This window comes from Micromonospora sp. II, from assembly GCF_001709195.1.
In the GTDB taxonomy this organism is placed as follows: domain Bacteria; phylum Actinomycetota; class Actinomycetes; order Mycobacteriales; family Micromonosporaceae; genus Micromonospora; species Micromonospora chalcea.
This window is the reverse complement of sequence record NZ_LYXF01000044.1, coordinates 1-24,632: the sequence shown is the minus strand read 5'-3', so window position 1 is coordinate 24,632 and position 24,632 is coordinate 1. Positions and strand designations below refer to the sequence as shown.

Genomic DNA, 24,632 nt, shown 5'->3' with positions numbered 1-24,632 from the left:
CCGGCGTACGTCCCGCGCTCGATGGCGTTTCCCACCTCGCCGGTCTCGGCGGACGCGGCGCTGCTGATGACGGCGCACGTGGTGCCCGCCTTCGCCGACGGCGGCCTGGGCCGGATGCTGGTCCAGGGCGTGGCCCGCGACCTGACCAAGCGCGGCATCAAGGCGATCGAGGCGTTCGGGGACGCCAAGTTCGGCGACGACGCGGACGACCCGGCCCGCGCCTGCGTGGCGCCCGCCGACTTCTTCCTCTCGGTGGGATTCAAGACGGTCCGGCCGCACCCGCGCTACCCGCGCCTGCGGTTGGAGTTGCGGACGGCGCTGAGCTGGAAGTCGGACGTGGAGTACGCGCTGGAGAAGCTGCTCGGTTCGATGAGCCCGGAGACGCTGCTGCGGCCGGTCCGCCCGGCGCCGGCCACCCGCTCGACCAGCTGAGCGGGGATCAGTCGACGACGGTGCCGGCGGCGAGTGCCGCCCGCAGTTCGGTCACGTCGATCGAGCCGGTCGGCACGTCGCGTTCGATCGGCAGGTACATCCGCTGCACCGCGGCGACGATGGCCTCGGCCACCCGGTCCCGGAACCGGGGGTCGACCAGCCGGGCCCGGTCGTCCGGCGAGGTCAGGTAGCCGACCTCGACGCGTACCGCGGGCATCCGGGTGAGCCGGAGCAGCTCCCACGCCTTGGCGTGGGTACGGCAGTCACGCAGCCCGGTGCGGGCCACTATCTCCCGCTGCACCAGCCCGGCCAGACGTTCGCCGGTCGCCGACGTGACGCCGTTGTCGGTGCCGTAGTGGTAGGTGGCGACCCCCTCGGCGGCCGGGTTGGCGTGGTGGTCGGTGTGCAGCGAGATGAACACGTCGGCGCCGAGGGAGTTGGCGAGCTGGGCCCGGTCCGCGTCGGGCAGGCAGCTCGCGGGCGCGGGGCCCCGGGTCAGCTGCACCCGTACGCCGGCCGCGGCGAGCCGCCCCTCCAGCCGGCTGGCGAGGTCGTGCACGAGGTCCGCCTCGGTCCAGTGCAGCGGGCCGTCGGGCACCACCACGCCCGGGTCGGTGCCTCCGTGCCCCGGGTCGATCACCACGGTCCGCCCGACCAGCTCCGGCCCGGCCTGCCGGATGGCGTCGGACTCGCGCAGCCACTGCGGGCGTCCGCCGACCACCTTGCGGCCGAGGCGGCGCAGCGCGTTGACGGTGTGCGGCCCGCACGACCCGTCCGGTTTCAGCCCCATCTCCCGCTGGAACTGGGCCACCGCGCGGGAGGTGCGGATGCCGTAGATGGCGTCGGCGCGCCCCACGTCGTACCCCATCTCCAGGAGGCGTTCCTGGAGCGAGCGGACGTCCTCGCCGGTGATCGGCTCGGGTACGGCGTGGAAGAGCGCGCGGGCGCCGAACCGCCAGCGGGCCGCGTCCAGCGCCCGCCAGGTCTCGGCGCCGACGCGCCCGTCGACGCTGAGGCCGCGGGACTGCTGGAACGCCCGGACCGCGCGTTCGGTCTCGGCGTCGTAGTCGTCGCCTCCGCCCTCGGCGGGAAGAAGCTCCAGGCCGACGAGGACGGTCCGGATCTCGGCCACCGCCGGTCCCTGGTCACCGGGTCGGATCGGATGCACGACGACCCCCTATGCACGGACGTTGGCAGGACCGGAACTCCGACGAGATGCTTACGGAGCGTACCGTGACCGGTACCCGGCGGGTTCGTGTTCATGCAGGTCAGGAAAGCCGGAACCCCCGTCACCCGGGCGGGGTGACGGGGGTTCCGGCGCTGCCGGTACGGCTCAGAGCGCCGACTCGATGAGCTTGAGCAACTCGCCCTTCGGCTTGGCGCCGGCGATCGACTGCACGGGCTGGCCGTTCTTGAAGATCGTCAGCGTCGGCACCGACATGACCCGGTAGGCGCGCGCCGTCTCCGGGTTCTCGTCGATGTTGAGCTTGACGATGGTGACCTGGTCCTTCATCTCGCCGGCGATCTCCTCCAGCAGCGGCGAGACCTTGCGGCACGGGCCGCACCACTCCGCCCAGAAGTCCACCAGGACCGGCTTGTCGGACTGCAGCACGTCGCTGACGAAACTCGCGTCAGTGACCGCCTTGGTTGCTCCCACTATGAACTCTCCTCCTCCGAACCTTGCTCGTCGAACTCTCAGCCCTGGATGGTGGCGATGAAGCGCTCGGCGTCCAGCGCGGCGGCACAGCCGGTGCCGGCCGCCGTGATGGCCTGCCGGTAGGTGTGGTCGACCACGTCACCGGCCGCGAACACGCCCGGCACGCTGGTACGGGTGCTCGGCGCTTCGACCTTCACGTACCCCTCGTCGTCGAGCTCCACCTGGCCGCGGAACAGCTCACTGCGCGGGTCGTGCCCGATCGCCACGAACACGCCCGTGACGTCGAGCACCTTGCTCTCGCCGGTGTGCACGTTGCGCACCCGTACGCCGTTGACCTTGCCGTCGTCGCCGAGGATCTCCTCGACCACGGTGTTCCACTCGACCTTGATCTTCTCGTTGCTCAGCGCCCGGTCCGCCATGATCTTGCTGGCGCGGAACGAGTCGCGGCGGTGGAGGATCGTCACCGACTCGGCGAACCGGGTGAGGAAGCTGGCCTCCTCCATCGCCGAGTCGCCGCCGCCGACCACCACGATGTGCTGGTTGCGGAAGAAGAAGCCGTCACAGGTGGCGCAGGACGACACCCCGTGGCCGAGGTATTCCTGCTCGCCCGGCACACCGAGCGGCCGCCAGGCAGAGCCGGTGGAGAGGATGACGGCGCGGGCGCGGTACGCGGTCTCGCCCACCCACACGGTGCTGACCGCGTCGGAGCCGATCTCGCCGGTGTCCTTCAGCTCGACCCGGGTCACGTCGTCGGTGAGGAACTCGGCGCCGAAACGCTCGGCCTGCTTGCGCATGTTGTCCATCAGCTCGGGCCCGAGGATGCCGTCGGCGAAACCGGGGAAGTTCTCCACCTCGGTGGTGGTCATCAGCGCGCCACCCGACTGCACGCCCTCGATCACCAGCGGCTTCAGGTTGGCGCGTGCGGCGTAGACCGCAGCCGTGTAGCCGGCCGGACCGGAGCCGATGATGATCAGGTTGCGGACCTCGTCCACTGCCGTCTCCCGATGTGTGTGTTCGTCACCGGCCGCACCGATGTCGATCCCGAGTGCCGACGGCTCAGCGGCGCCGGCGCCTGACTTGCAGAACGTCATCGTACGAAGCGGGGATTCCCGAGCCGGTCATCCGGTGGGTCAGGTCACGTGGCGGGACACGCGTGATGACCGCGTTTTCACCCTACCCGCGTACGGAAGCGCGTGTCCGCGCCGGACCCGGGCACGCCGCACTCCGGCCCGCTCGCCCAGCCCCAGCGGGCGCCGGTCGCGTCCGCGAACGTCACCACGAGCGCCGGAGCGCCCTGGTACCGGGCGTAGTCGATCATGTCGATGGTGAGCGGGGTGGCGCCGTGCTCCGCGCCGATCGCGGTGAGGCACGCGCCGAGCGTGTCCGGCCGGGTCAGCCGGTCCAGCCCGGCGAACCCCCCGGCGCGGTACTTGTCGCTGTACAGCGGCGTCTCCGGGCCGTTCTCCCGCGCCGCGCCGGACGGAGCGGCCATGTCCTGCGGCGTCGACTTCGCCCCGGTGGGCACGCGGGCGGCGGCGAGGCGTTCCGGGGTCCAGTCGGTGCCGCTGCGCAGCGCCGGTCCGGTGGTCCGGTACGGCGCGGCGGCCATCGGCGCCGCCTCCCCGGCCGCCCGGTCGGCCGTACCGCCGTCGCCCGGGTCGGCCAGCCGGCCGACGCCGAGCCCCACCGCCGCGACCGAGGCCGCGGCCAGGGCCACCGGCCCGGCGATCCGGGCCCAGCGCCGGGGACGACGACCGGGGCCGCTGTGCCGTTCGGGACGCGACGCGGCGCCGGGCGGGCGGGCCGCGCCGCCGGCCTGAGCCGGTACGACGGGCGTACCGTCGCGCAGCGCGGCCGGACCGGGCGCCGGTCCGGCCCCGGCGAGCGCCGCCGTGATCCGGTCGGTCACCGCCACCGGCATCTCCGGCGCGGGTTCCGACGCCCAGCCGGCCAGGTCGGCGTGCACCAGGTCGACCGCCTCGGCGAGCGTCTCGTACGCGACCCGCCATGCCGGGTCCTGCTCGACCAGCCGGGCCACTGTCGCCTGCTCGGGGGTGCCGTCCAGCGCCCCGCCGAGGTAGTCGGCGAGCAGGTCGTGGTCGACCTCGCTGAACTCCCGGGAAGTCACGGCTCCTCCTGGCTGACGGCCTGACGGGACGCTCCCGACGAGGATCCGACGCCCTCGGGGCCCCGCCGGTTCCCGGAGGTGACCCGCGGCACGTCGGCCGCAGGGGAGTCGGAACCGGTCCGCAGGTGCCCGAGCAGGACGGCGAGCCTCGCCCGGCCCCGGGCGCACCGGCTCTTCACGGTCCCCTCGGCGACGCCGAGCATCAGGGCCACCTCGGCGACCGGATAGCCCTGCACGTCCACCAGGACCAGCGCGGCCCGCTGTTCGGCCGGTAGCGCCGCGAGAGCCTGCCGGACCACGAGCGCGGTGTCGTGGTCGTGTGCCGGTGCGGCCGGTTCCCGCCCGCCGGTGTGCCGGCCCGGTTCGCCGTCGGTGTGCGTCCCGTCCGGCAGCGGGACGGTGGCGTGGGTCTGCCGCCGCCGGATCCGGTCCAGGCAGGCGTTCACCACGATCCGGTGCATCCAGGTGGTGACCGCCGAGTCGCCCCGGAACCGGGCGGCGGCGCGGTGGGCGGAGAGCATGGCGTCCTGGAGGGCGTCGGCCGCCTCCTCGCGGTCGCCGATCGTACGCAGGGCGACCGCCCAGAGCCGGTCGCGGTGCCGCTGGAACAGTTCGGTGAAGGCGTCCCGGTCGCCCGCCACGTGGGCCCGGAGCAGGTCCAGGTCGGAGCGGCCGGGCTGCGGGTCGTCGCGTTCCGCCATCACCACGTCCGGCGGAGGTGGCGCGGCGGGCGCGGCCGACGGGTCACGAGCCCTGGACCGTGATCTCCTGGACGCCGAGCTTCCAGGTGCTGCCGTTGTCCTTCACCGGCAGCTTGGTGATCCAGAAGAGGAGGTACTGGTACTTCTGGTCCGGCTGGAAGGCGTCGAAGATCATCTTCGTGCCGCCGTTCTCGTTCGCCGGCCCGACCACCGTGGAGTAGGCGTTCACCAGCTGCTTGTCGCCGGCGGAGGTGGACGGGAAGTCGCCGCGGGCACCGGTACGCAGCTCGACGGTGGCGCCGGTGGCCGACAGCGTCGCCTCCAGCTGCTTGACCGAGTGCGGGGCACCCAGGTCGATCCAGACGCCCATGCCCTTCTTGAGGCCGCCGAACTTGGCGTTCGTCCGGTAGGTGTTGGTCTCCCAGCCCTCGTCGTCGTCGCCGTCGATGACCTTCTCGGCGTTGCGCACCTCCGCGCGATCGCCGTCCGGGTCGATGATCCGTACGTCCTGGATGGTGAGCTTGCGGACCTGCGCTGCGGGCTCGTCGCCACCGCCGGCGCTGGCCGGCGCGCTGTTCGACGGCTGGGCGACCGGCTCCTTGTCGCCGTCGTCGCCACCGCCGAGCGCGTTGATGCCGATGAGCAGCCCGACCAGGGCGACAGCCAGCATGCCGGCGATGCCGATGGCAACCTTGCGCCCGCCGGCCGCGGCCAGCGGCGAGGGCTCCTCGCCGGGCTCGGCGGTGAAACGCAGCGGCCCGGCCTGCTCCAGGAACTGCTCGTCGGCCGGGATGTCGAGCCGGCTCAGCTCGGCGGCCAGCACGTCCGACGCCGGCGGGTCGATCTCCCGGTCGAGCAGGTCCATGGTCAGGTCGTCGAGGTACGCCGGCACGCCGGCACGCACCTGCCGGGGCGCGGCGATGGCGCCGGTGGCGTCGCGGACCGCGTCCGGCAGGGCGGCGCGGCCGTGCCCGGCGGTGGCGCCGTGCAGCGGGGCCTCGCCGTGCGGCCAGTGCCCGGTCAGGGCGAAGTAGAGCACCCCACCGACCGCGCGCAGGTCGTTCTGCTGGCTGTCCGCCCCGTCGGTACGCGCGTCGGCGAGCACCACCCGGCCGTCGTCGCTGATCATCACCGTGCCGGGGTGCAGGTTGCCGTGCACCATGCCGGTGGCGTGTACGGCGGCGAGGGCGCTCGCGACGGCGTTGCCGATCGCCGTGGCCCGAGCCGGGTCGAGCGGCCCGTCGGCGGCGACCATCTCGCGCAGCGACTGCCCGTCCACCCACTCGCGGACCACGTAGGCGCGGTCGTCCTCGTCGATCGCGTCGTAGACGCCGACCAGGTTGGGGTGGATGACGCGGCTCGCGGCGACCGCGGCCTGAAGCATCTCGGTGGCGGAGTCGCCACCCGGGTAGCGGAGGACCACCGCGACGGGACGGCGGAGCACCACGTCGACACCGCGCCAGACCAACCGGCCCGCGCTGTCGTTGTTGATGTGCTCGACCAGTTCGTACCGCTCGGCGAGCAGCTCACCGACCGTGGGAGCACCGAAGGTCACGACCGCAGGAGAGGTCTCCTCCGCTTCCTGACCCTCGCCGACCTGGGTCACCCGTCCTCCCTCGGTGATCGCGTCGATCGATGGACCCGTGCTGCTGGGCATGTGGCTTCCCGCTCTGCCTTCGGTGGAACGGCCGCGGTCTCGACGCCCGCGTCGATCCCGGTCGTACCCGTCGAGAGCGACCTTACCCGGGATGCCCGGTTCTCCGACATGTCATCTTCCCGCTGTGACCGGCCGGAAGGCCAGTCGCCACGGGCTCCCGGCCGGGTCGCCCGCCCACCCGGCGGGCGAGCCGGACACGCACCGCCAATCTAGAGGTTGACGGCAACGAGGTGGCACAGGGGCGTACCGGTGCGGCGACGGGGAGGTTTTCCCCTTCCCGGCCTGCGCTCCCTCGTCCGTACGGTTGGTTGTCCACAGGCCGAGAGGCCCAGTGGACGGGGGAATTCCAAGTTATCCACAGCCGTATCCCCAGCCTGGTGATCCTCGTTCACCGTCGGTCACCGAGGGGGTCAACGCCCGAGGCGCCGCCGGACCATCCCGACCACCTCGGTGATCTCGCCGATCCGCAGCACCATGGCGAGCCCGAGGTAGGTGGCGCCGATCGCCGCGCCGCCGATCACCAACTGGACCGCCGCGGCGAGCCAGCTCAGGCTCGCCGGGTCGCCCGGCAGCACCGCGACCACGAGCAGGCCGACGACCGCCGCGCCGAGGGCCGCCACGACCACCCGGCCGAGCGTGCGCATGATCCCGCCCAGCCCGATCCGGCCCACCCGGGGCCGCAGCAGCATCGCCGAGATGATCGCCGCCGCCAGGTACGACACGGCGTTGCCGAGCATCATCCCGGCCGCCGCGAACGTGTTCGAGAAGATCAGGAACAGACCGACCTGGAGCAGGACGCGCAGCGCCACCACCGGAATGTTGACCAGAGCCGGGGTACGGGTGTCCGGCAGCGCGTAGAACGCGAAGGTGAAGAGCTGGCTGACCGCGAACGGCACCAGGCCGAGCGCCGCCACCAGCAGCACCGTCGAGGTGGCCACCGCGTTGTCGCCGGTGAACGCGCCGTACCGGAACACCACCACCGAGATCGGGGCGGCCAGCACCGCGTAGCAGACCGCGATGGGCGCGAGCACCGCGGTGACCATCCGGGTGCCCCGGGACAGGTCGGCGGTGACGTCGTGGAACCGGTTCTCGGCGGCGGCCGCGCTCATCCGCGGCATCAGCGCGGTGATGATCGAGACGGCGATGATGCCGTGCGCCATCATCAGCAGCAGGAAGACGTTGTTGTAGATCAGCAGGCCGGCGTTCTGGCCGTCCCCGCCGGTGGCCCGGTTGAGCAGGTTGACCACCACGAAGAGGCCGAGCTGGTTGACCGCGACGTAGCAGAACATCCAGGCGCCGAGCCGGGCCAGCTCGCGCAGCCCCAGCTCGCGGAAGTCGAACCGTGCCTTCCACCGGAAGCCGACCTTGCGCAGCGCGGGCAGCAGGCCGATCGCCTGCACCGCGACGCCCAGCAGCGTGCCGCCGCCGACCAGCAGGATCCGGTCCCAGCCCACCTCGCCGGGCGGCAGCGCCTTCGCGCTGTAGACGACGATGTACAGGCCGAACGTGCCGATGGAGACGATGTTGTTGAGGATCGGCGCCCACATCGGGGCGGCGAAGTGCCCCCGGGTGTTCAGCACCGCGGCGATCAACGCGCTGATGCCGGTGAAGAACAGCATCGGCAGCATCAGGTACGACAGCCGGGTGACCAGCGTGGTGTACGCCGGGTCGTCGCTGCCGGCCGCGTACACGGCGGTGAGCACCGGGGCCAGCACCACGGCGATCAGCGCGGTCGCGGCCAGGGCCAGCACCGCGAGGGTCAGCAGGCGCTGCGCGTACGCCTCGCCCCGGTCCGCGTCGATCTTGCGGCGGCGGACCAGCACCGGCACCAGGACGCTGGTCAGCACGCCGCCGAGCAGGAACTCGTAGACCTGGTTGGGCAGGAACTGGGCGGTGGTGAACGCGTCACCGACCATGGTGCCGAGCGCGGCGCCGATCATCAGGTTGCGGATGAAGCCCGTACCCCGACTGACCAGGCTGCCGATGGCCATCACCGCGCTGTTCGCCGCGGCGCTGGTCTCGGCCACCACCTCCTGCGGGGGCGCGACGGCCTCGACGCCCGGCTGGTTCAGCGGCTCGGCGGAGATGAAGGTGGCGCCGTCGTCCGGCGGCAGGCCGCCGCCGTGCGCGTTCGCGCTGCGGTAGAGCCCGCCGCTCATCTGCCAGCCTCCAAGGGGTACGTCGCAACCGGGTCCGGCCGGCCCCGCCCAACCGGAACCTTAGTCAACCTCCGCCCGTTACCCGCGCCCGGCGCGGTCGATCCACCCTCGGCCCGATAGGCTGGCGATCCCATGTCCGAAGCCTCCGCCTCCCACGCCGCCGACCGCCGCGAGCTGACCGCCGCGCAGCGCAACGCCGTCGCCGAACTGCTCCGAGTCTCACCGGTCGCCGACGAGCTGGGCCGGCGCTTCGCCCAGGCCGGTCACGAACTGCACCTGGTGGGCGGATCCGTCCGCGACGCGCTGCTCGGCCGGCTCGGCAACGACCTCGACTTCTGCACCGACGCCCACCCCGACGAGACGGTCAAGGTCATCCGTGGCTGGGCGGAGTCGATCTGGGAGACCGGGCGTGAGTTCGGCACCATCGCCTGCCAGCGCGACGGCCTCAACCTGGAGATCACCACCTTCCGGGCCGAGGTCTACGACCAGGTCAGCCGTAACCCGGTGGTGCAGTACGGCACCAGCCTGGTCGAAGACCTGAAGCGCCGCGACTTCACCGTCAACGCGATGGCGGTCAGCCTGCCCGACCACCGGTTCACCGACCCGTACGGCGGGCTGGCCGACCTGGCCGCCAAGATCATCCGTACCCCCGGCACGCCGCAGGAGTCGTTCCGCGACGACCCCCTGCGGATGCTGCGCGCGGCCCGGTTCGCCGCCCAGCTCCGCTTCGCCGTCCACCCGGACGTCCGCGCCGCGATGACCGAGATGGCCGGCGACCTGGACCGGATCACCGCGGAACGGATCCGGGACGAGTTCACCAAGCTGCTCTGCGGCGCCGACCCGATCACCGGGCTGCGGCTGCTCGTCGACACCGGCCTGGCCGAGCGCTTCCTGCCCGAGCTGACCGGCCTGAAGCTCACCATCGACGAGCACGCCCAGCACAAGGACGTCTACGAGCACACGCTCACAGTGGTCAGCAACGCCATGTCACTGGAGTCCGACGGCTGCGACTTCGTGCTGCGGATGGCCGCGCTGATGCACGACGTCGGCAAGCCGGCCACCAAGGCGGTCGGCGCGGACGGCCGGGTCAGCTTCCACCACCACGAGGTGGTCGGGGCCCGGCTGACCAAGGCCCGGATGAAGGCGATGCGCTACTCCAAGGAGATCACCTCCCAGGTGGTCAAGCTGGTCGGCCTGCACCTGCGCTTCTACGGGTACGGCCGGGGCGAGTGGACCGACTCGGCGGTGCGCCGGTACGTCACCGACGCCGGCGACCTGCTGTCCCGCCTGCACAAGCTGACCCGTTCCGACTGCACCACCCGCAACCGGCGCAAGGCCGCGCAGCTCGCGGCCGACTACGACGCGCTGGAGGAGCGGATCGCCCGGATCGCCGCCGAGGAGGACCTGGCCCGGGTGCGGCCCGACCTGGACGGCAACGCGATCATGGAGTTGCTCGGCGTACCGCCGGGACCGGTGGTCGRCCGTGCCTGGCAGCACCTCAAGGAGCTGCGACTGGAGCGCGGGCCGCTGGACCGCGACGAGGCCGAGGCGGCGCTGCTGCGCTGGGCCCGCGACGAGGGCATCATCGGCTGACCTCCCCGCGCGGGGAAGCTCCACGACGATACGGCGGCGTGTCGACCGAAAGGTTGACGTGCATCGGTCGATGTCTCGCGCATGATGATGGTCATCATCAGCCACCCGGATCGACGGGTACGGCTGTCCTGATCACATCCGCCCGTCCCGAAGGGACGGCCGCTGGACACGGGGAGAGCATTCAGTGTCACGTCATGGCGCGCTGCGCCGCTCCGCGCTGGTGGGGCTTGCCCTCACCTCCGCGACCTCCATCATCTGCGCCGCCACCGGCGGCGCCGCCTCGGCCGACCCGGCCGGCCCGAAGCGTGCCCCGGTCCGGGGCGCCGACACCGCCGCGGCGGTACCCGGCCGCTACATCGTCGTCCTCAAGGACGGCAAGGCCGGTCCCGCCAAGGTGAAGTCCACCGCGTCGGCCCTCGCCGGCGAGCACGGCGGCTCCGTACGTCGGGTGTTCGGCAAGGCGCTGTCCGGCTACTCCGCCAGCATGGACCGCCGGCAGGCGGAGCGCCTCGCCGCGGACCCGGCCGTCGCCTACGTGCAGCAGGTCCAGCGCTACCAGGCCACCGGCACCCAGACCACCCCGCCGTGGGGGCTGGACCGGATCGACCAGTCGCGGACGAAGACCGACGGCCGGTACACCTACCCGGCGACCGGCGCCGGAGTGACCGCCTACGTCATCGACACCGGCATCGACATCGACCACGAGGACTTCGGCGGCCGGGCCCGCAACGGCTACGACGCGGTGGAGTCCGACGACGTGGCGCAGGACTGCGACGGGCACGGCACGCACGTGGCCGGCACGATCGGCGGCACGAAGTACGGGGTCGCCAAGGACGTCGCGCTCGTCGCCGTACGTGTGCTCGACTGCGACGGCGGCGGCAGCAGCGAACAGGTGCTCGCCGGCATCGACTGGGTCACCTCGCACGCCACCGGGCCGTCGGTGGCCAACATGAGCCTCGGCTTCGGGGGCATCGACCAAGCGGTGAACGACGCGGTCGCCCGCTCCATCGCCTCCGGCATCACCTACGCCGTCGCGGCCGGCAACAGCATGCAGGACGCCTGCGGCGAGTCACCGGCGCGGGTGCCGGCGGCCATCACCGTCGGCGCCACCGACCAGATCGACTTCCGGGCCTGGTTCTCCAACTACGGCACCTGCCTGGACACCTTCGCGCCGGGCACCGGCATCGTCTCGGCCAAGGCCGGCACCGCCACCGGCACGGAGACGATGAACGGCACGTCGATGGCCTCCCCGCACGTGGCGGGCGCCGCGGCGCTGGTGCTGGAGGCACACCCGGGCTGGACCCCGCAGCAGGTGCGCGACTCGGTCGTGGGCACGAGCGTCAGCGGCGCGGTGCACGACATCATGGGCTCGCCCGACCGGCTGCTGCACGTCGGCGACGCGGTGGTGGCGCGCGAGTCGTACGGCCTCAAGGCCCGCGGCAACGGCCTGTACGTGACGGCGGAGAGCGGCGGCAACCGGCCGCTGATCGCGCGCGGCACCGAGGTCGGCGCCTGGGAGCGGTACGACGTGGTGGACGCCGGCAACGGCTACTACGGCCTGCGTGCCGTCACGAACAACCTGTTCGTCACCGCCGAGAGCGGCGGCAATCGTCCGCTGATCGCCCGGTCCGCCGCGATCGGCGACTGGGAGAAGTTCCAGATCGTCACGAACACCGACGGCTCGGTCAGTCTGAAGGCCGTCACAAACGGCAAGTACGTCACCGCCTCGAACACCACCAACCCGCTGATCGCCAGCAAGACCACCATCGGCGCGGCGGAGAAGTTCGACTTCGACGCGGCGCCCCCGGTGGTCGGCATCAAGGCGGTGGCAAACGGCAACTACGTGACCACCGAGAGCGGCGGCACCCGGCCCCTGATCGCCCGGGCCGCGACCGTCGGGGCCTGGGAGCGGTACGAGGTCGTCAGCGTGGGCGACGGGTTCTTCGCCCTGCGCGCGCTGGCGAACAACCAGTTCGTCACGGCGGACGCCGGCGGCAACCGGGCGCTGATCGCGAAGGCCACCGTGATCGACGCCTGGGAGGTCTTCGACTTCCTCGACTACAACACCGACGGCTCGGTCTACCTGCGGGCGAACGCCAACGGCAAGGCGGTCACCGCCGGCGCGACCGGGGGCAGCCAGCTCATCGCCAGCCGCGTCATCGACTGGAACAGCGAGACCCTGGGCCTGAGCACCGGCGAGAAGTTCGTCTTCGCCGCGCTCTGACCCGCCACACCGAAACGGCGCCCGCCGGCTCCCCGAGGGGAGACCCGGCGGGCGCCGTCGTTCGTCACGCGTCGACGGTGCTGCCGTCCACAGTGCTCTTGCCGTTGTTCTGCGCGCTGCTGCCCAGCCGCGCCAGCAGCCCGGCCAGGTCGATGCCGGTGAGGTCGCTGCCCAGCTGGAGACCCTGGGCGACGTTCCCGGCCACCGACTTGGTCAGCGACGACGCGCCGTCGGTGGAGATCACCGTCATCTTGTCGATCGCGCCGATCGGGGCGCTGGCCGCGCCGACCACCTCGGGCAGCACCTTGACCAGCAAGTCCAGGACGGCCGCCTCGCCGTACGCGGCGAACGCCTCGGCCTTGCGGGCCATCGCGTCGGCCTCGGCCTGACCCTTGGCGAGGATGGCCGCCGCCTCGGCCTGGCCCTCCCGCTCGACCGCCTCGGCGATCGCGGAACGCCGGCGCTGCTCCGCCTCGCCCTCCTTGGCGCCCTCGATCGCGTTCGCCTCGGCCAGCGCGGCCCGGCGGGCCCGCTCGCCCTCACCGGTGAGGCGGGCCTGCTCGGCGGCGGCCTGCGCGGCGGCGATGGTCGCCTGCCGCTGCGCGTCGGCGTTGAGCACCGCCGCGTTGCGGTTCGCCTCGGCCTCCTGCTCCACCTTGTACCGGGCCGCGTCGGCCGGCTTGCGCACCTCGGTGTCGAGCTGGCGCTGCTTCAGCTCGGCGTTGCGCTCGGCCACCTTCTGCTGCTCGGAGAGGATCGCCTGGTCCCGCTCGGCCTGGGCGAGCGGCCCGGCCGCCGCCGACTTCGCCTTGGCCGCGTCGATCTCGGCCTGGATGCCGGCCTGCTTGAGCGCCAGGTTCCGGTTCGCCTCGGCGATCGCCTCCTCGGCGAGCAGCCGCTCCTGCTCGGCCTGCTGGCGGGCCCGCGCCTCGGCGATGGCCGCGTCCTTGAGCACCCGGGCCGCCTCCGGCCGGCCCAGGTCCTGCAGGTAGGAGCCCTCGGCCAGGATGTCCTGGAGCTGGAACGTGTCCAGCACCAGGCCCTGGTTGGTCATCGAGTGCTCGGCCTCCTCGGCGACCGCGCTGGCGAACGCCGCCCGGTCCCGGATGATCTCCTCGACGGTGAGCCGCCCGACGATCGAGCGGAGCGCACCGGCCAGCACCTCGCGGGTGAAGTTGTCGATCTCCTCCTGCTGGTTCAGGAAGCGCTGGGCGGCGGCGCGGATCGCGTCCTCGGTGCCGCCGACCTTGACGATCGCGACGCCGTGCAGCTCGGTGCGGATGCCCTGCTTGCTCACCGCGCCGCGGATGCTGACGTCGATCCGGCGGCTGGACAGGTCGAGCGACTGGAGCTTCTGCACCACCGGCAGGACGAACACCGAGGCGCCGAGCACGACCTTCTGCCCGGACATGTCGGTGGAGCGGGCTCCGTCGGCGGTCTGGGTGGTGCGGCCCTTGCGGCCGGTGACGATGAACGCCTGGTTCGGCCCGGCCACCTTGATCCGGGACAACACGAAGAGTACGAGGACGACGGCGAGGAGGACCGCGCCGCCGATGGCGACGAGCAGGGGCATGGGCATTCCCGTCTGTTGGTGTCAGTAGGTCTCGACGTGCACGCTGGTCTCGCTCAGTGCTTCGACCACGAAGATCCGGGTGCCRACCGGGATCGGCCCGTCGGCGCGGGYGTTGAGCTTCACCGGCTGGCCGGCGAGGCGTACCCGCACCTCGCCGTAGCCGCCGCTGGGGATCGGCGTCACCACCAGGCCGATCGCGCCGGCCAGGTGGTCGCGGGTGGGGGTGGCGTCGGTGCGCATGTTGCGGGCCGCGCGACTGAGCCGGGCCGCCAGCCAGCCGGTGGGCACGGCGGCGAGCGCGCCGCCGGCCACCGCCGCCGCGATCATCCCGGGGGTACGCCCGCCGAGCAGCTCGTTGACGATCGCGGCGCCGAAGCCGAACGCGCCGGTGAACCCGGCGACCGCCTCCAGCGACACCGGCCCGTCGACGTCCGGCTGGCCGAGGTGGAGCACTCCCGAGCCGAGCAGGGCGAGCGTCAGCACGCCCACACCGACCCCGCCGATGATCAGGAAGATGAGCGTCCCGGTGGCCATGACCTGCACGGTATCGACGCCGTGCAACATCCACTACGTCCAGCAGAGGTTCAGCGCCGGGTCAGCGCGGCGCGATCGTCACCTCGGCGAGGGCGAGGTCCTCCGGCAGCGGCTGACGCACGAGTTCGCGGCCGGTGGTGTCGGCGAGCACGAAGTCCCGCGACCCGTACGGCCGCCGGTAGAGCAGGCGGTCGTCGCCGACCCAGACGACGTCGGCCACCGGCAACGGGTTCACCACCCGGCCGGTCGCCGCCTCCACGAGCAGCGGCTCCTTCTGCCCCTGCACCACCACCAGCCGCCCGTCCGGTGACCACGCCCACGGCCCGGCCGGGTCGCCCGGCAGCGGCTCGAACCGGGTGGGCCGGCCGCTGTCGGCGGCGAAGAACTGCACGCCCCGGCGGGGGTGCCGGACCGCCTCGGACCGGGGACCGCTCGGGTCGGTCTGCGGTAGCAGCACCTCCCGCCCGTCCCGGCTCCACAGGAAGGGGCAGGAATCGGTGCAGGGGTAGCGGCCGGTGTCGACAGCGTGGGAGCGGACAGTTCCGTCCACGTCGAGCACGACGAACCCGGGGTGACCGACCCGGTTACTGGTGAACAGCAGGCTGCGGCCGTCCGGCGACCAGTTCGGCGAGCCCAGCGCGCGGCCCGGCTCGTACCAGCGGGTGGTGCCCCGGACCACGTCGACCAGGCCGACCTGCCGGGGCCGGTCGTCGTCCCAGACCGCCACCAGCGAGCCGGTGGGCGCGGGCAGGACGGCGTCGTAGCGGCCGTTGCCGAAGTACCGGCCGCGTCCCCGGTCGAGCAGGTACGACGGCCCGGCGGCGCCCGCCCTCGCCTGCGTGCCGGTGACCACCCAGTCGCCGGGCAGCACCAGCGGCCCGTCCGCCCAGTCCGGTCCGGGCGCCGACCTGATGACAGGCAACGGGTCGACGGTGACCGGCGGCGCGGTCGGCGGCGGGGCGGGACGCGGCCGGAGCAGGACGAACGGCAGCGCCACCGCGAGCACGGCGACGAGCGCGGCAGCGGCAGTGCCCACCCGCCGTCGGCGGCGCAGCCTGCGGCCCCGGCCGAGCGCGCGCCACGCCAGGTCCGGCGCGGGCGCGGCGCCGTCGGCGAGATCGTGTACGGCCGTCCGCAGCGTCTCGTCCAGCGACGTGCTCATCGGGTCACCTCCGTCCGGTTCGTCAGCCCGTCCAGCCCCGGCACCAGCTTCCGGAGACGGGCCAGCGCCTTGGTGCTCTGGCTGGCCACGGTGCCGGGGCGGCAGCCGAGCAGCGCGGCTGTCTGCTCGACGCTCAGGTCCTCCAGGTAGCGCAGGGTGAGCACGGCCCGCTGGCGCGGCGGCAGTGTCCGCAGCGCGTCCCGCACCAGCAGCCGCAGGTCGCTGTCGTCGCCGGCGGCCGGTCGCTCCGGCAGTTCGGCCACCGGCACCTCCGCGCGCCGCGCCCGCCGCCGCCAGCCGGAGACCTGGTCGTGGTAGAGGATCCGTTTCACGTACGGCTCCGCGTCGCCGTGGATCCGGGGCCACCGGACGTACGCCTTGGCCAGCGCGTTCTGCAGCAGATCCTCCGCCGCGTGCTGGCTGCCGGCCAGCGCGTAGGCGACCCGCAGCAGGGCCGCTCCCCGCTCGTTGACGAACGCGGTGAACYCCCCGTCGACCTCTGCCACCGTCCACCTCCGCATCTCCAGACGCCCGGGGCGGGGAAATCTTTGCCCGTCGCGCGACAATGGGTGGCATGCGCTGGACAGTGCTCGACTCACCGATCGGGGAGTTCTCCGTCGGCACCGACGACGACGCGGTGCGCGGCGCGCACTTCGGCCGGGTGGACGGGGCGGCCGACGAGCCCGGCGACGCGGTGGCGCGGCTGGCGGTGACGGAGCTGCGGGCGTACTTCGCCGGTGAGCTGACCGAGTTCACGGTGCCGGTGTCGGCCCCGCGCGGCTCGGAGTTCGAACGCGCGGTCTGGCGGGAGATGACAGGCATCCCGTACGGGGAGACGAAGACCTACGGCGAGGTGGCGAAGGCGGTCGGCGACCCGGGCGGCGCGCGGGCGGTCGGGGTGGCCTGCAACCGCAATCCGGTACCGGTGATCGTGCCCTGTCACCGGATCGTCGGCGCGGGCGGCAAGCTGGTCGGCTTCGGCGGCGGGCTGCCGCGCAAGGTGACGCTGCTGGAGCTGGAGGCGGCCGTGGCGCTGCGGCGCGCCTGGTCCTGACGTACCCGAAGAAGGAAGGCCGGGTCCGCGCGGACCCGGCCTTCCTTCTTCAGCGTTTCAGCGCGTCAGCGCTCGATCTCGCCGGCGATGAACGCCTCGACGGCGGCGTGCGCGTCGTGGTCGGCGTACTGCTCCGGCGGGGACTTCATGAAGTACGAGGAGGCGGAGAGGATCGGGCCACCGATCTTCCGGTCCAGCGCGATCTTCGCGGCGCGGACGGCGTCGATGATGACACCGGCCGAGTTCGGCGAGTCCCACACCTCGAGCTTCAGCTCCGCGTTGAGCGGGGTGTCGCCGAAGGAACGGCCCTCCAGGCGGATGTACGCCCACTTGCGGTCGTCCAGCCACGGCACGTGGTCGGACGGGCCGATGTGCACGTCGCTCTTCTGCATCTCGTGCGGGATCTGGGAGGTCACCGACTGGGTCTTCGAGATCTTCTTCGAGACCAGGCGGTTGCGCTCCAGCATGTTCATGAAGTCCATGTTGCCGCCGAAGTTGAGCTGGTACGTGCGCAGCAGCTCGACCCCGCGGTCCTCGAAGAGCTTCGCCAGGGCGCGGTGCACGATCGTGGCGCCGACCTGGCTCTTGATGTCGTCGCCGACGATCGGCAGGCCGGCGTCGGTGAACTTCTTCGCCCACTCCGGGTCGGAGGCGATGAAGACCGGCAGGGCGTTCACGAACGCGCAGCCGGCGTCGATCGCGGCCTGGGCGTAGAACTTGTCGGCCTCCTCGGAGCCCACCGGGAGGTAGGAGACGACCACGTCGACCTGCGCGTCGCGCAGCGCCTGCGCCACGTCGACCGGCTTGGCGTCCGACTCCTCGACGATCTCGCGGTAGTACTGGCCGAGACCGTCGAAGGTCGGGCCGCGCTGCACGGTGACGCCGGTCGGCGGCACGTCGCACAGCTTGATCGTGTTGTTCTCGCTGGCGACGATCGCCTCCGCGAGGTCCATGCCCACCTTCTTGGCGTCCACGTCGAACGCCGCGACGAACTTCACGTCGGATACGTGGTAGTCGCCGAAGGTGACGTGCATGAGACCCGGGACGCGGTCGTTCGGGTCGGCGTTCCGGTAGTACTCCACGCCCTGGACCAGGGACGAGGCGCAGTTACCCACACCGACGATGGCGACGCGGACGGAGCCCATAGCGTCTGCCTCCTTCTTCTTCATCACGGCCGCTCTGTCCTGGACGTTCCAGGCGTGGGCGGGCTGTCGTTGTCTCGTCGGCCGTCGGCCGTCCCGGTTCGCGGGTCGGCCGGGGCCCGGCCGGAGCGCTCGTTGGCGATGAGCTCCTCCAGCCAGCGGACTTCGCGCTCACAGGCGTCGAGCCCGTGGCGTTGCAGTTCCAGGGTGTACGCGTCGAGTCGCTCGGCTGCCCGGCCGAGCACGTCACGAAGACCTTCGCGACGTTCCTCGATCTTGCGACGACGACCTTCCAGGATCCGGAGCCGGGTGGCCTGGTCGGTCCGGGCGAAGAACGCGAAGTGCACCCCGAAGCCCGTGTCGTCGTACGTCTCGGGTCCAGCCTGCGCTATCAGCTGGGCGAAGCGTTCCTTGCCCTCCGCGGTAATGGTGTAGACCACCCGACCACGTCGGCTGGTCAGCGCGGGAACCTCCTCGGCGGTCGCGGGTGTCTCAGCGGCTTCGGTGATCCATCCCGCCGCCTGCAGCCGGCGCAGGGTCGGGTAGAGCGAGCCGTAGCTGATCGCCGCCCGGATGGCGCCGAGCTTGGCGGTCAGCTCCTTGCGCAGTTCGTAGCCGTGCATCGGCGCMTCCTGCAGGAGGCCGAGGATGGCGAGCTCGAGCACGGGCCATCCCTTCTTTCCCCCTGCGCGGAGCACTAACCACCGCGATGTATCGGACCGATACATCGCACGTTAGCGGACGCCGATGTACGGGGCAAACCCTGTCTTACGCGACGCGATCATCACGCATCGTGACCATGGTCGCCTGGGTTCGTCGGAGCGCGTACCCTTTGCCGCATGCGTACGCAGCGCCAGGTCGTCGACTACTCGCTCCAGAAGCGGGCGGTGCTGCGTGAACTGCTCGCCGGGCGGATCGGCACGTACGACGTCTGCGACGCCTCGCCGTACCTGAAGAACGCTGCGCGCTTCCACGGCGAGCCGACCGATCACCGCTGCCCGATCTGCCGCAGCGAGAACCTGATCCACGTCCACTACATTTACGGTGACGAACTCAAGCAGTCGGCCGGCCAGGCGCGTACCCGGGCCGAGTTGCCCGTCCTGGCCATGACGCTGCGTGAGTTCCAGGTGTTCGTGGTGGAGGTCTGCCCCGGCTGCGACTGGAACCATCTCGTCGAGCAGTTCCTGCTCGGCCGGGACGGTCTCGTGGGCGAGGCGGAGGGCGCGGAGGATTCCGTCGCGGCCAACGGCTCCACCCCTCGGCGAAGGCGAGAGGCGCAACGGTGAACGTGGCTGTCCCGATCTCTGCCGGCCCATTCCCCGGGTGGCGGAATCGACAGCCCTTAGACGTAATTAGTCCGAATAGATCGGATTTTACGGGCAACCGCGGGCATGGCCGGCGGGTAACGTCCCGTGTTCCAGCTCACGGCAACCCGGTGGCGGCGCCCCCGCGCCCCACCGCGACCGGCAGGGTGTGAGGAATGAACTACGGCGATCCCAGTTCTTCGCGTGGGCGGGCCCAGATCCCGGGCCCGAACGGCGACCCCGGTTCCGAGTGGAACCAGGGCGGGAACGGTTGGTCCGGCTCCCCGGACGGCGGCGCCTCGGCGCGCGCCTCCGCGACACCGTACGGCTCGGGCGGCCGGGCCTCGGTCGGTGGCGCCGCTCCGGCGCCGCGCCCGGCATCGGGCTCGGCCTCGGTGGGCCGGGCCGGCGCGGGTGGCCGCGCCTCGGTGCCCGTCTCGCCGGCACCCGGCGCCTCCGGGCGCGCGGGCGCCGGACGGGCGTCGGTTCCGGTCTCCCCGGCCGCTCCGGCCGGACGTGCCGCGGTCGGCGCGGCGAGCGTGGGCGGGCGCGCGAGCGTCGGCGCCCGGGCGAGCGTCGGCGCGGCGGCGGTGGGCGGCCGCGCCCGGGTGCCCGGCTCCGCCGGTGGCGGTCCCGGCGGTCCCGGCGGCCCGACCGGCCCCGGCCGGGGCGGTCGCGGCGAGGACCCGGCGCGCGCGAAGAAGCGCCGCCGGATCAACATGCTGATCGCCGGCTTCGCCGTGTTCATCATGCTCGCCGGCATCGGCGTGGTGAGCTTCACCTGGTACTCCACCAAGGTGGTGCTCCCGGAGGACACGATCCCGCCGCTGTCCACCACGATCTTGGACTCGAGCGGCAAGGCCTTCGCGCGGATCGGTGACCAGAACCGCCAACTCGTCACCATCGACCAGATTCCGGAGCACGTGCAGCACGCGGTGGCCGCGGCGGAGGACCGGAACTTCTACAAGCACTCCGGTGTGGACTACAAGGGCATCACGCGGGCCGCGTGGAACAACCTCACCGGCGGCGACAAGCAGGGCGCCTCGACCATCACCCAGCAGTACGCGCGCAACGCGTTCGACAACCTGAACCAGGACACGTACGGCCGCAAGGTGAAGGAGGCGATCCTCGCCTCCAAGCTGAACGACAAGTACGACAAGCGCGTGATCATGCAGCACTACCTGAACGTCATCTACTTCGGCCGGGGCGCCTACGGCATCCAGTCGGCGGCGCAGACGTACTTCGCCAAGAACGTCAAGGACCTGAACGTCGCCGAGGCCGCGGTGCTCGCCGCCCTGATCAAGCAGCCGGAGCCGAGCGCCACGCACAAGGGCTACGACCCGGCGATCAACGCGCAGGCCGCCGTCGACCGGTGGAACTACGTGATCAACGGCATGATCACGGAGAAGTGGCTGGACGCGCCGAACACGCCGCAGCACCCCACCGAGTACCCGAAGAACATCCAGAAGCCGTCGAAGAGCAGCGCTGGTGGCTACGGCATCGACACCCCGTACGGCAACGTCGTCAACTACGTCTCGCAGGAACTGCGCGAGATGAAGCTCTGCACCGACAACGAGGCCGAGGTGACGGACAAGAAGCCGCTGTGCGCCAAGGCGCTCAGCCGCGGCGGCTACAGGATCACCACCACGATCAACCGGAAGATGCAGGAGGCGGCGCTCGACGCGGCCCAGCGGGCCAGGAAGAAGTCCGAACTCGCCGGCCAGCCGTCGAACCTGATGGCCGCCGTGGTGGCGATCGACCCGAAGACCGGGCGCGTGCTCGCCTACTACGGCGGCGACAACGGCACCGGCACCGACTACGCCGGCAAGAACGTCGACAACGGCGTCGTGAGCGGTGGCCACTCACCGGGTTCGAGCTTCAAGATCTACACGTTGGCGGCGGCGCTGAAGGAAGGCATCTCGCTCAAGTCCCGGTGGAAGGGATCGGCGTTCACGCCGAAGGGCACCAAGTTCAAGGTCAGCAACGCCGGCGCGGACAAGGTTTCCTGCGGTGACTCCTGCACGCTCGAACTGTCGACGCTGAAGTCGCTGAACGTGCCGTTCTACTACATCACCGAGCAGATCGGCCCGGACAAGGTGCTCGACATGGCCAAGCAGGCCGGCGTCACCACGATGTGGCAGACCGACACCAACCCGGCCAAGGCGCACGACCTGACCAAGGCCGACCCGAAGGACCTGGCACCGTCGCCGTTCTTCCACGTCCTCGGTTACGGCCAGTACCCGATCACGGTGCTCGACCACGCAAACGGTGTCGCCACGTTCGCGAACCAGGGCATGTACCACAAGGCGCACTTCATCCGGAAGGTGGAGAAGCAGAACCCGGACACGGGTAAGTGGGACCTGGTCGGCGCGGAGAAGCTCAAGGGGCAGCAGCGGATCGACAAGGACATCGTCGCGGACGTCACCTCCGTGCTGAAGCAGTACCCGGGCCAGATCAACAAGCGGCTCGACGAGGGCCGCCAGGTCGCCGAGAAGACCGGCACCTGGGAACTCGGCGACAAGACCACCCGCAACGGCGACGCCTGGATGATCGGCTACACGCCACAACTCGCCACCGCGGTCTGGGTCGGCAACGTCAAGGACCGCAAGGCGATCCAGTACAAGGACGGCCGGGACATCAGCGGTGCCCGGATGCCCGGTGACATCTTCCAGCGCTTCATGAACGACGCGCTCAAGGGCAAGGACAAGGAAGAGTTCCCGCCCGCGGCGAACGTCGGCAAGGACGACGCCGGCAACGGCGAGGCCCCGCCGCCGCCGGCGAACGAGCCGGGCCAGCCGGGCGGACCGGGCTGCGACCCGCTGGGCCTGTTCTGCCCCGGCGGTACGCCCGGCGGCGGCAACCCCGGCGGCGGCGACCAGGGTGGTAACCCCGGCGGGGGCGGGCTACCCGGTGGCGGCGGACGCCCCGGCGGTGGTGGCGGCGGTGGCGGGCTGCTACCGAGCACGCCACCGACACGCCAGAATTGACGCGCACGACCTGACGGCGGCGGCCGGACCCGAGCGGTCCGGCCGCCGCCGGCGTTTCGCGTACCGGAATTTCTCCGCGCGCGACGGGACGGCGACCCCCTGTGTACGGCAGGATGCCTCTCCATGAGCACCCAGTCGCCCGCAGGCATCGATGAGCCCGGCGCGTCCGAGGCGGCGCCGCGATCGGCAGAGACGATTGACCACCCGTCCCGCTCGGACTGGTTCGTCCGCGGCGCCTCCGGTCTGATCGGGGGGCCGCTCGGCGACCACGCCGCCGCCCTGGACCGGCCGGCCGACCGCGAGAGCCGGTTCTGGACCGCCGGCCGGATCGTGCTGGCGCTGGTCTGCCTGACGCTGGCACTGCACTGGGTGCAGAAATCCCCCTGCCAGGACGGCGCGTGGCAGAACAACATCCAGTACACCCGCATGTGCTACACGGACGTGCTGGCGCTCTACTACGCCGAAGGGCTCAACGAGGGCAAGGTGCCCTACGCCGACCACCCGGTGGAGTACCCGGTGCTGACCGGCTACTTCATGGGCGCGCTCGGCCTGCCGGTGCACGCCCTCGGCGTCGACAACCCCGCCATCAACCAGGGACAGTGGTTCTACAACCTCAACGCGCTGGTGCTCGGCGCGCTCGCCGTCGCCACCGTCGCGGTCATCCTCAGCCTGCGCCGCCGACGACCCTGGGACGCCGCGTTGTTCGCGCTCTCCCCGGCCCTGGTGCTCACCGCCACCGTCAACTGGGACCTGCTCGCCATCGGCCTGGCCGCGTTCGGCCTGCTGGCCTGGGCACGCGCCCGCCCCGACCGGTACGCGATGCTGCTGCCCGCGGTGGCGGGCGTCCTGATCGGACTCGGCGGCGCGGCCAAGATGTGGCCGCTGTTCCTCCTCGGCCCGATCCTGGTGCTCGCGCTACGGGCCGGAAAACTGGCCGCCGGGCTCGTCGCCACCGCCACCGCACTGGTGTCCCTCGTGGCGGTCAACCTGCCCGTGGCGATCCCCTACCGGGAGAACTGGGAGCGCTTCTTCGACCTGAACACCACACGACCCATCGACTGGGGCACACTCTGGTACATCGGCCGCTACCTGGACGGCCGGATCAGCCCGTCCGCACCCGGCGAACTCGGGCCGTTCGAATGGCTCAACGCCAACATCCCCACGCTCAACTGGGTGTCGTACCTGCTCTTCGGGCTGGCCTGCCTCGGCGTGGCCGGGCTGGCGCTGCTGGCGCCGCGCCGGCCCCGGCTGGCCCAGCTCGCCTTCCTGGTGGTCGCCGCGTTCCTCATCTTCAGCAAGGTCTGGTCCCAGCAGTTCGTGCTCTGGCTGCTGCCGCTCGCGGTGCTCGCCCGGCCGCGCTGGGGCGCGTTCCTCGCCTGGCAGATCGCCGAGGTCGGCTACTTCGCCGCGTTCTACGGCGAACTGCTCGGCACGGCCATGTCCCGGCCCGTCTTCCCCGAGGGCGTCTTCGTGCTGGCGTCGAGCCTGCGTCTGATCACCGTGGCGGTGCTCTGCGGGTTCGTCATCCGGGACATCGTGCGGCCCGAACTCGACGCGGTCCGGCAGACCTACGCCGACGACCCCGACGGCGGGGTGCTCGACGACGCGCCCGACGCGCCCTGGCACCAGCGCTGGCGGGCGCGCGCCGCCGAACAGCCCGCCGAACCCGTGCCGGTGTGACCGAGACGGTCGTGTTCCGGTCTACAGCCGGAACACGACCGCCTCGCCGACCTGCTCCCGGGCCACGCCCAGCGCGTCGACCGGCCGGTCCAGCATCCCCTCCCACGGGGTGCCCTCCAGCTCGTCGCGCAACACCACCACGTTCTTCACGCCGATCTGCCGCAGGTAGTCGACGCTCGCGTAGTCCGGGAAGCTGACAGTGGCCTCGCGGATCCGGGCCTGGGACCGGGGCGTGAAGCCGCTGCCGCCGTTGACCATCGGCTGGAACCGGTCGGTGGACCAGAGCATCACTGGCTGATCCAGGTTCTGACTGCTCGGCAGCACGAGCATCGGCCCGTCCACGGTCCGCAGCGCCGCCGGCTGCCGCGGCACCACCGGCTGCGGCGTGGCGTTCAACCCCTCCACCAGCACCAGAGCCAACGGCAGCAGCGTCGCCAGCCGCAGCCACGGACCCGGCCACGGCGGCACCCGCTCGGCGGCCAGCTCGCGTACCCGCATGCAGAACGCGGTGACCGCGCCCGCCGCGAGCAGGCCAAGCAGCAGCGTGGTCCAGAGCATCATCCGGCCCGGCGTGCGCAGCCCGCTCCATCCCGGCAGATAGTCGAACAACGGCACGTAGGTGAACCGGCCGCCGAAGAACCGGGT

The 24,632-nt window shown here is 71.9% G+C and carries 19 protein-coding genes and 2 pseudogenes; 7 read left to right on the top strand and 14 right to left on the bottom strand.

The genetic code is table 11. The features are described from left to right. A pseudogene (locus tag A8711_RS22130) lies at window positions 1–432 on the top strand (GNAT family N-acetyltransferase); the annotation flags it as partial. Between the two features lie 7 nt (window positions 433–439). Here the strand turns inward: A8711_RS22130 and A8711_RS22125 are convergent. From A8711_RS22125 to murJ, 7 genes are all read right to left on the bottom strand, one after another. After that, window positions 440–1,600, bottom strand: coding sequence for an N-acetylmuramoyl-L-alanine amidase (locus tag A8711_RS22125; RefSeq protein WP_043327688.1), 1,161 nt, complete (start codon window positions 1,598–1,600; stop codon window positions 440–442). Window positions 1,601–1,765: 165 nt separating this feature from the next. Then, window positions 1,766–2,089, bottom strand: coding sequence for a thioredoxin (gene trxA / locus A8711_RS22120; RefSeq protein WP_030499495.1), 324 nt, complete (start codon window positions 2,087–2,089; stop codon window positions 1,766–1,768). Window positions 2,090–2,127: 38 nt separating this feature from the next. Continuing rightward, complete coding sequence (gene trxB, locus A8711_RS22115) at window positions 2,128–3,081, bottom strand: thioredoxin-disulfide reductase (protein ID WP_064448138.1); 954 nt, start codon at window positions 3,079–3,081, stop codon at window positions 2,128–2,130. A gap of 176 nt (window positions 3,082–3,257) precedes the next feature. After that, entirely contained in the window at window positions 3,258–4,217 is a 960-nt protein-coding gene (locus A8711_RS22110) for a hypothetical protein (RefSeq protein WP_069089214.1), read from the bottom strand. Beyond that, on the bottom strand, window positions 4,214–4,918 hold the full coding sequence (sigM, locus tag A8711_RS22105; RefSeq protein WP_064448055.1) for an RNA polymerase sigma factor SigM: 705 nt from the start codon (window positions 4,916–4,918) through the stop codon (window positions 4,214–4,216). The genes A8711_RS22110 and sigM overlap by 4 nt, the downstream gene beginning before the upstream one ends. 43 nt (window positions 4,919–4,961) lie before the next feature. Then, the gene (locus tag A8711_RS22100) at window positions 4,962–6,575 is read right to left on the bottom strand and encodes a protein kinase family protein (protein WP_043327691.1); all 1,614 of its coding nucleotides are present in this window, start codon (window positions 6,573–6,575) and stop codon (window positions 4,962–4,964) included. A gap of 410 nt (window positions 6,576–6,985) precedes the next feature. Further along, window positions 6,986–8,734: a murein biosynthesis integral membrane protein MurJ gene (gene murJ, locus A8711_RS22095; RefSeq protein ID WP_064448057.1), complete on the bottom strand. Its 1,749-nt coding sequence runs from the start codon at window positions 8,732–8,734 to the stop codon at window positions 6,986–6,988. A gap of 132 nt (window positions 8,735–8,866) precedes the next feature. Between murJ and A8711_RS22090 the strand changes: the two genes are divergently transcribed. Both A8711_RS22090 and A8711_RS22085 read left to right on the top strand, forming a co-directional pair. Continuing rightward, a complete protein-coding gene (locus A8711_RS22090) occupies window positions 8,867–10,327 on the top strand; it encodes a CCA tRNA nucleotidyltransferase (protein WP_069089213.1) in 1,461 nt (486 codons plus the stop codon). Window positions 10,328–10,511: 184 nt separating this feature from the next. Then, window positions 10,512–12,551, top strand: coding sequence for a S8 family serine peptidase (locus tag A8711_RS22085; protein WP_043327694.1), 2,040 nt, complete (start codon window positions 10,512–10,514; stop codon window positions 12,549–12,551). A 64-nt stretch (window positions 12,552–12,615) separates the two neighbouring features. Here A8711_RS22085 and A8711_RS22080 read toward each other — a convergent pair whose 3' ends face one another. The 4 genes from A8711_RS22080 to A8711_RS22065 are packed head-to-tail and all read right to left on the bottom strand — an operon-like array spanning window position 12,616 to window position 16,326. Continuing rightward, a complete protein-coding gene (locus A8711_RS22080) occupies window positions 12,616–14,124 on the bottom strand; it encodes a flotillin family protein (protein WP_043327695.1) in 1,509 nt (502 codons plus the stop codon). A gap of 21 nt (window positions 14,125–14,145) precedes the next feature. Continuing rightward, on the bottom strand, window positions 14,146–14,688 hold the full coding sequence (locus A8711_RS22075) for a hypothetical protein (protein ID WP_069089212.1): 543 nt from the start codon (window positions 14,686–14,688) through the stop codon (window positions 14,146–14,148). A gap of 31 nt (window positions 14,689–14,719) precedes the next feature. Next, window positions 14,720–15,820 (bottom strand): PD40 domain-containing protein, encoded by a 1,101-nt coding sequence (locus tag A8711_RS22070; RefSeq protein ID WP_069089211.1) that lies wholly within the window; start codon window positions 15,818–15,820, stop codon window positions 14,720–14,722. Further along, window positions 15,817–16,326: a SigE family RNA polymerase sigma factor gene (locus A8711_RS22065; RefSeq protein WP_369830123.1), complete on the bottom strand. Its 510-nt coding sequence runs from the start codon at window positions 16,324–16,326 to the stop codon at window positions 15,817–15,819. Before A8711_RS22065 ends, A8711_RS22070 begins: the two co-directional genes overlap by 4 nt. A 68-nt stretch (window positions 16,327–16,394) precedes the next feature. On the opposite strand from A8711_RS22065, the gene A8711_RS22060 reads away from it, so the two are divergent. Beyond that, window positions 16,395–16,874: a methylated-DNA--[protein]-cysteine S-methyltransferase gene (locus A8711_RS22060; RefSeq protein ID WP_043327698.1), complete on the top strand. Its 480-nt coding sequence runs from the start codon at window positions 16,395–16,397 to the stop codon at window positions 16,872–16,874. Between the two features lie 65 nt (window positions 16,875–16,939). On the opposite strand, the gene A8711_RS22055 is transcribed toward A8711_RS22060, so the two are convergent. Both A8711_RS22055 and A8711_RS22050 read right to left on the bottom strand, forming a co-directional pair. After that, complete coding sequence (locus A8711_RS22055) at window positions 16,940–18,019, bottom strand: inositol-3-phosphate synthase (RefSeq protein WP_030499482.1); 1,080 nt, start codon at window positions 18,017–18,019, stop codon at window positions 16,940–16,942. 23 nt (window positions 18,020–18,042) lie between these two features. Continuing rightward, window positions 18,043–18,681 carry a PadR family transcriptional regulator gene (locus A8711_RS22050; protein WP_069089209.1) on the bottom strand — a complete coding sequence of 213 codons (639 nt, stop codon included), beginning with the start codon at window positions 18,679–18,681 and terminating at the stop codon, window positions 18,043–18,045. A 174-nt stretch (window positions 18,682–18,855) separates the two neighbouring features. Between A8711_RS22050 and A8711_RS22045 the strand changes: the two genes are divergently transcribed. The 3 genes from A8711_RS22045 (at window position 18,856) to A8711_RS22035 (ending at window position 23,987) form a co-directional block, all read left to right on the top strand. Continuing rightward, window positions 18,856–19,302, top strand: a complete 447-nt coding sequence (locus A8711_RS22045; protein ID WP_030499480.1) for a DUF5318 domain-containing protein — start codon at window positions 18,856–18,858, stop codon at window positions 19,300–19,302. A 194-nt stretch (window positions 19,303–19,496) separates the two neighbouring features. After that, on the top strand, window positions 19,497–22,307 hold the full coding sequence (locus tag A8711_RS22040) for a transglycosylase domain-containing protein (protein ID WP_069089208.1): 2,811 nt from the start codon (window positions 19,497–19,499) through the stop codon (window positions 22,305–22,307). 123 nt (window positions 22,308–22,430) lie between these two features. After that, the gene (locus A8711_RS22035) at window positions 22,431–23,987 is read left to right on the top strand and encodes a glycosyltransferase family 87 protein (protein ID WP_069089207.1); all 1,557 of its coding nucleotides are present in this window, start codon (window positions 22,431–22,433) and stop codon (window positions 23,985–23,987) included. 21 nt (window positions 23,988–24,008) lie between these two features. Here the strand turns inward: A8711_RS22035 and A8711_RS22030 are convergent. Continuing rightward, window positions 24,009–24,632: pseudogene (locus A8711_RS22030) on the bottom strand (hypothetical protein); the annotation flags it as partial.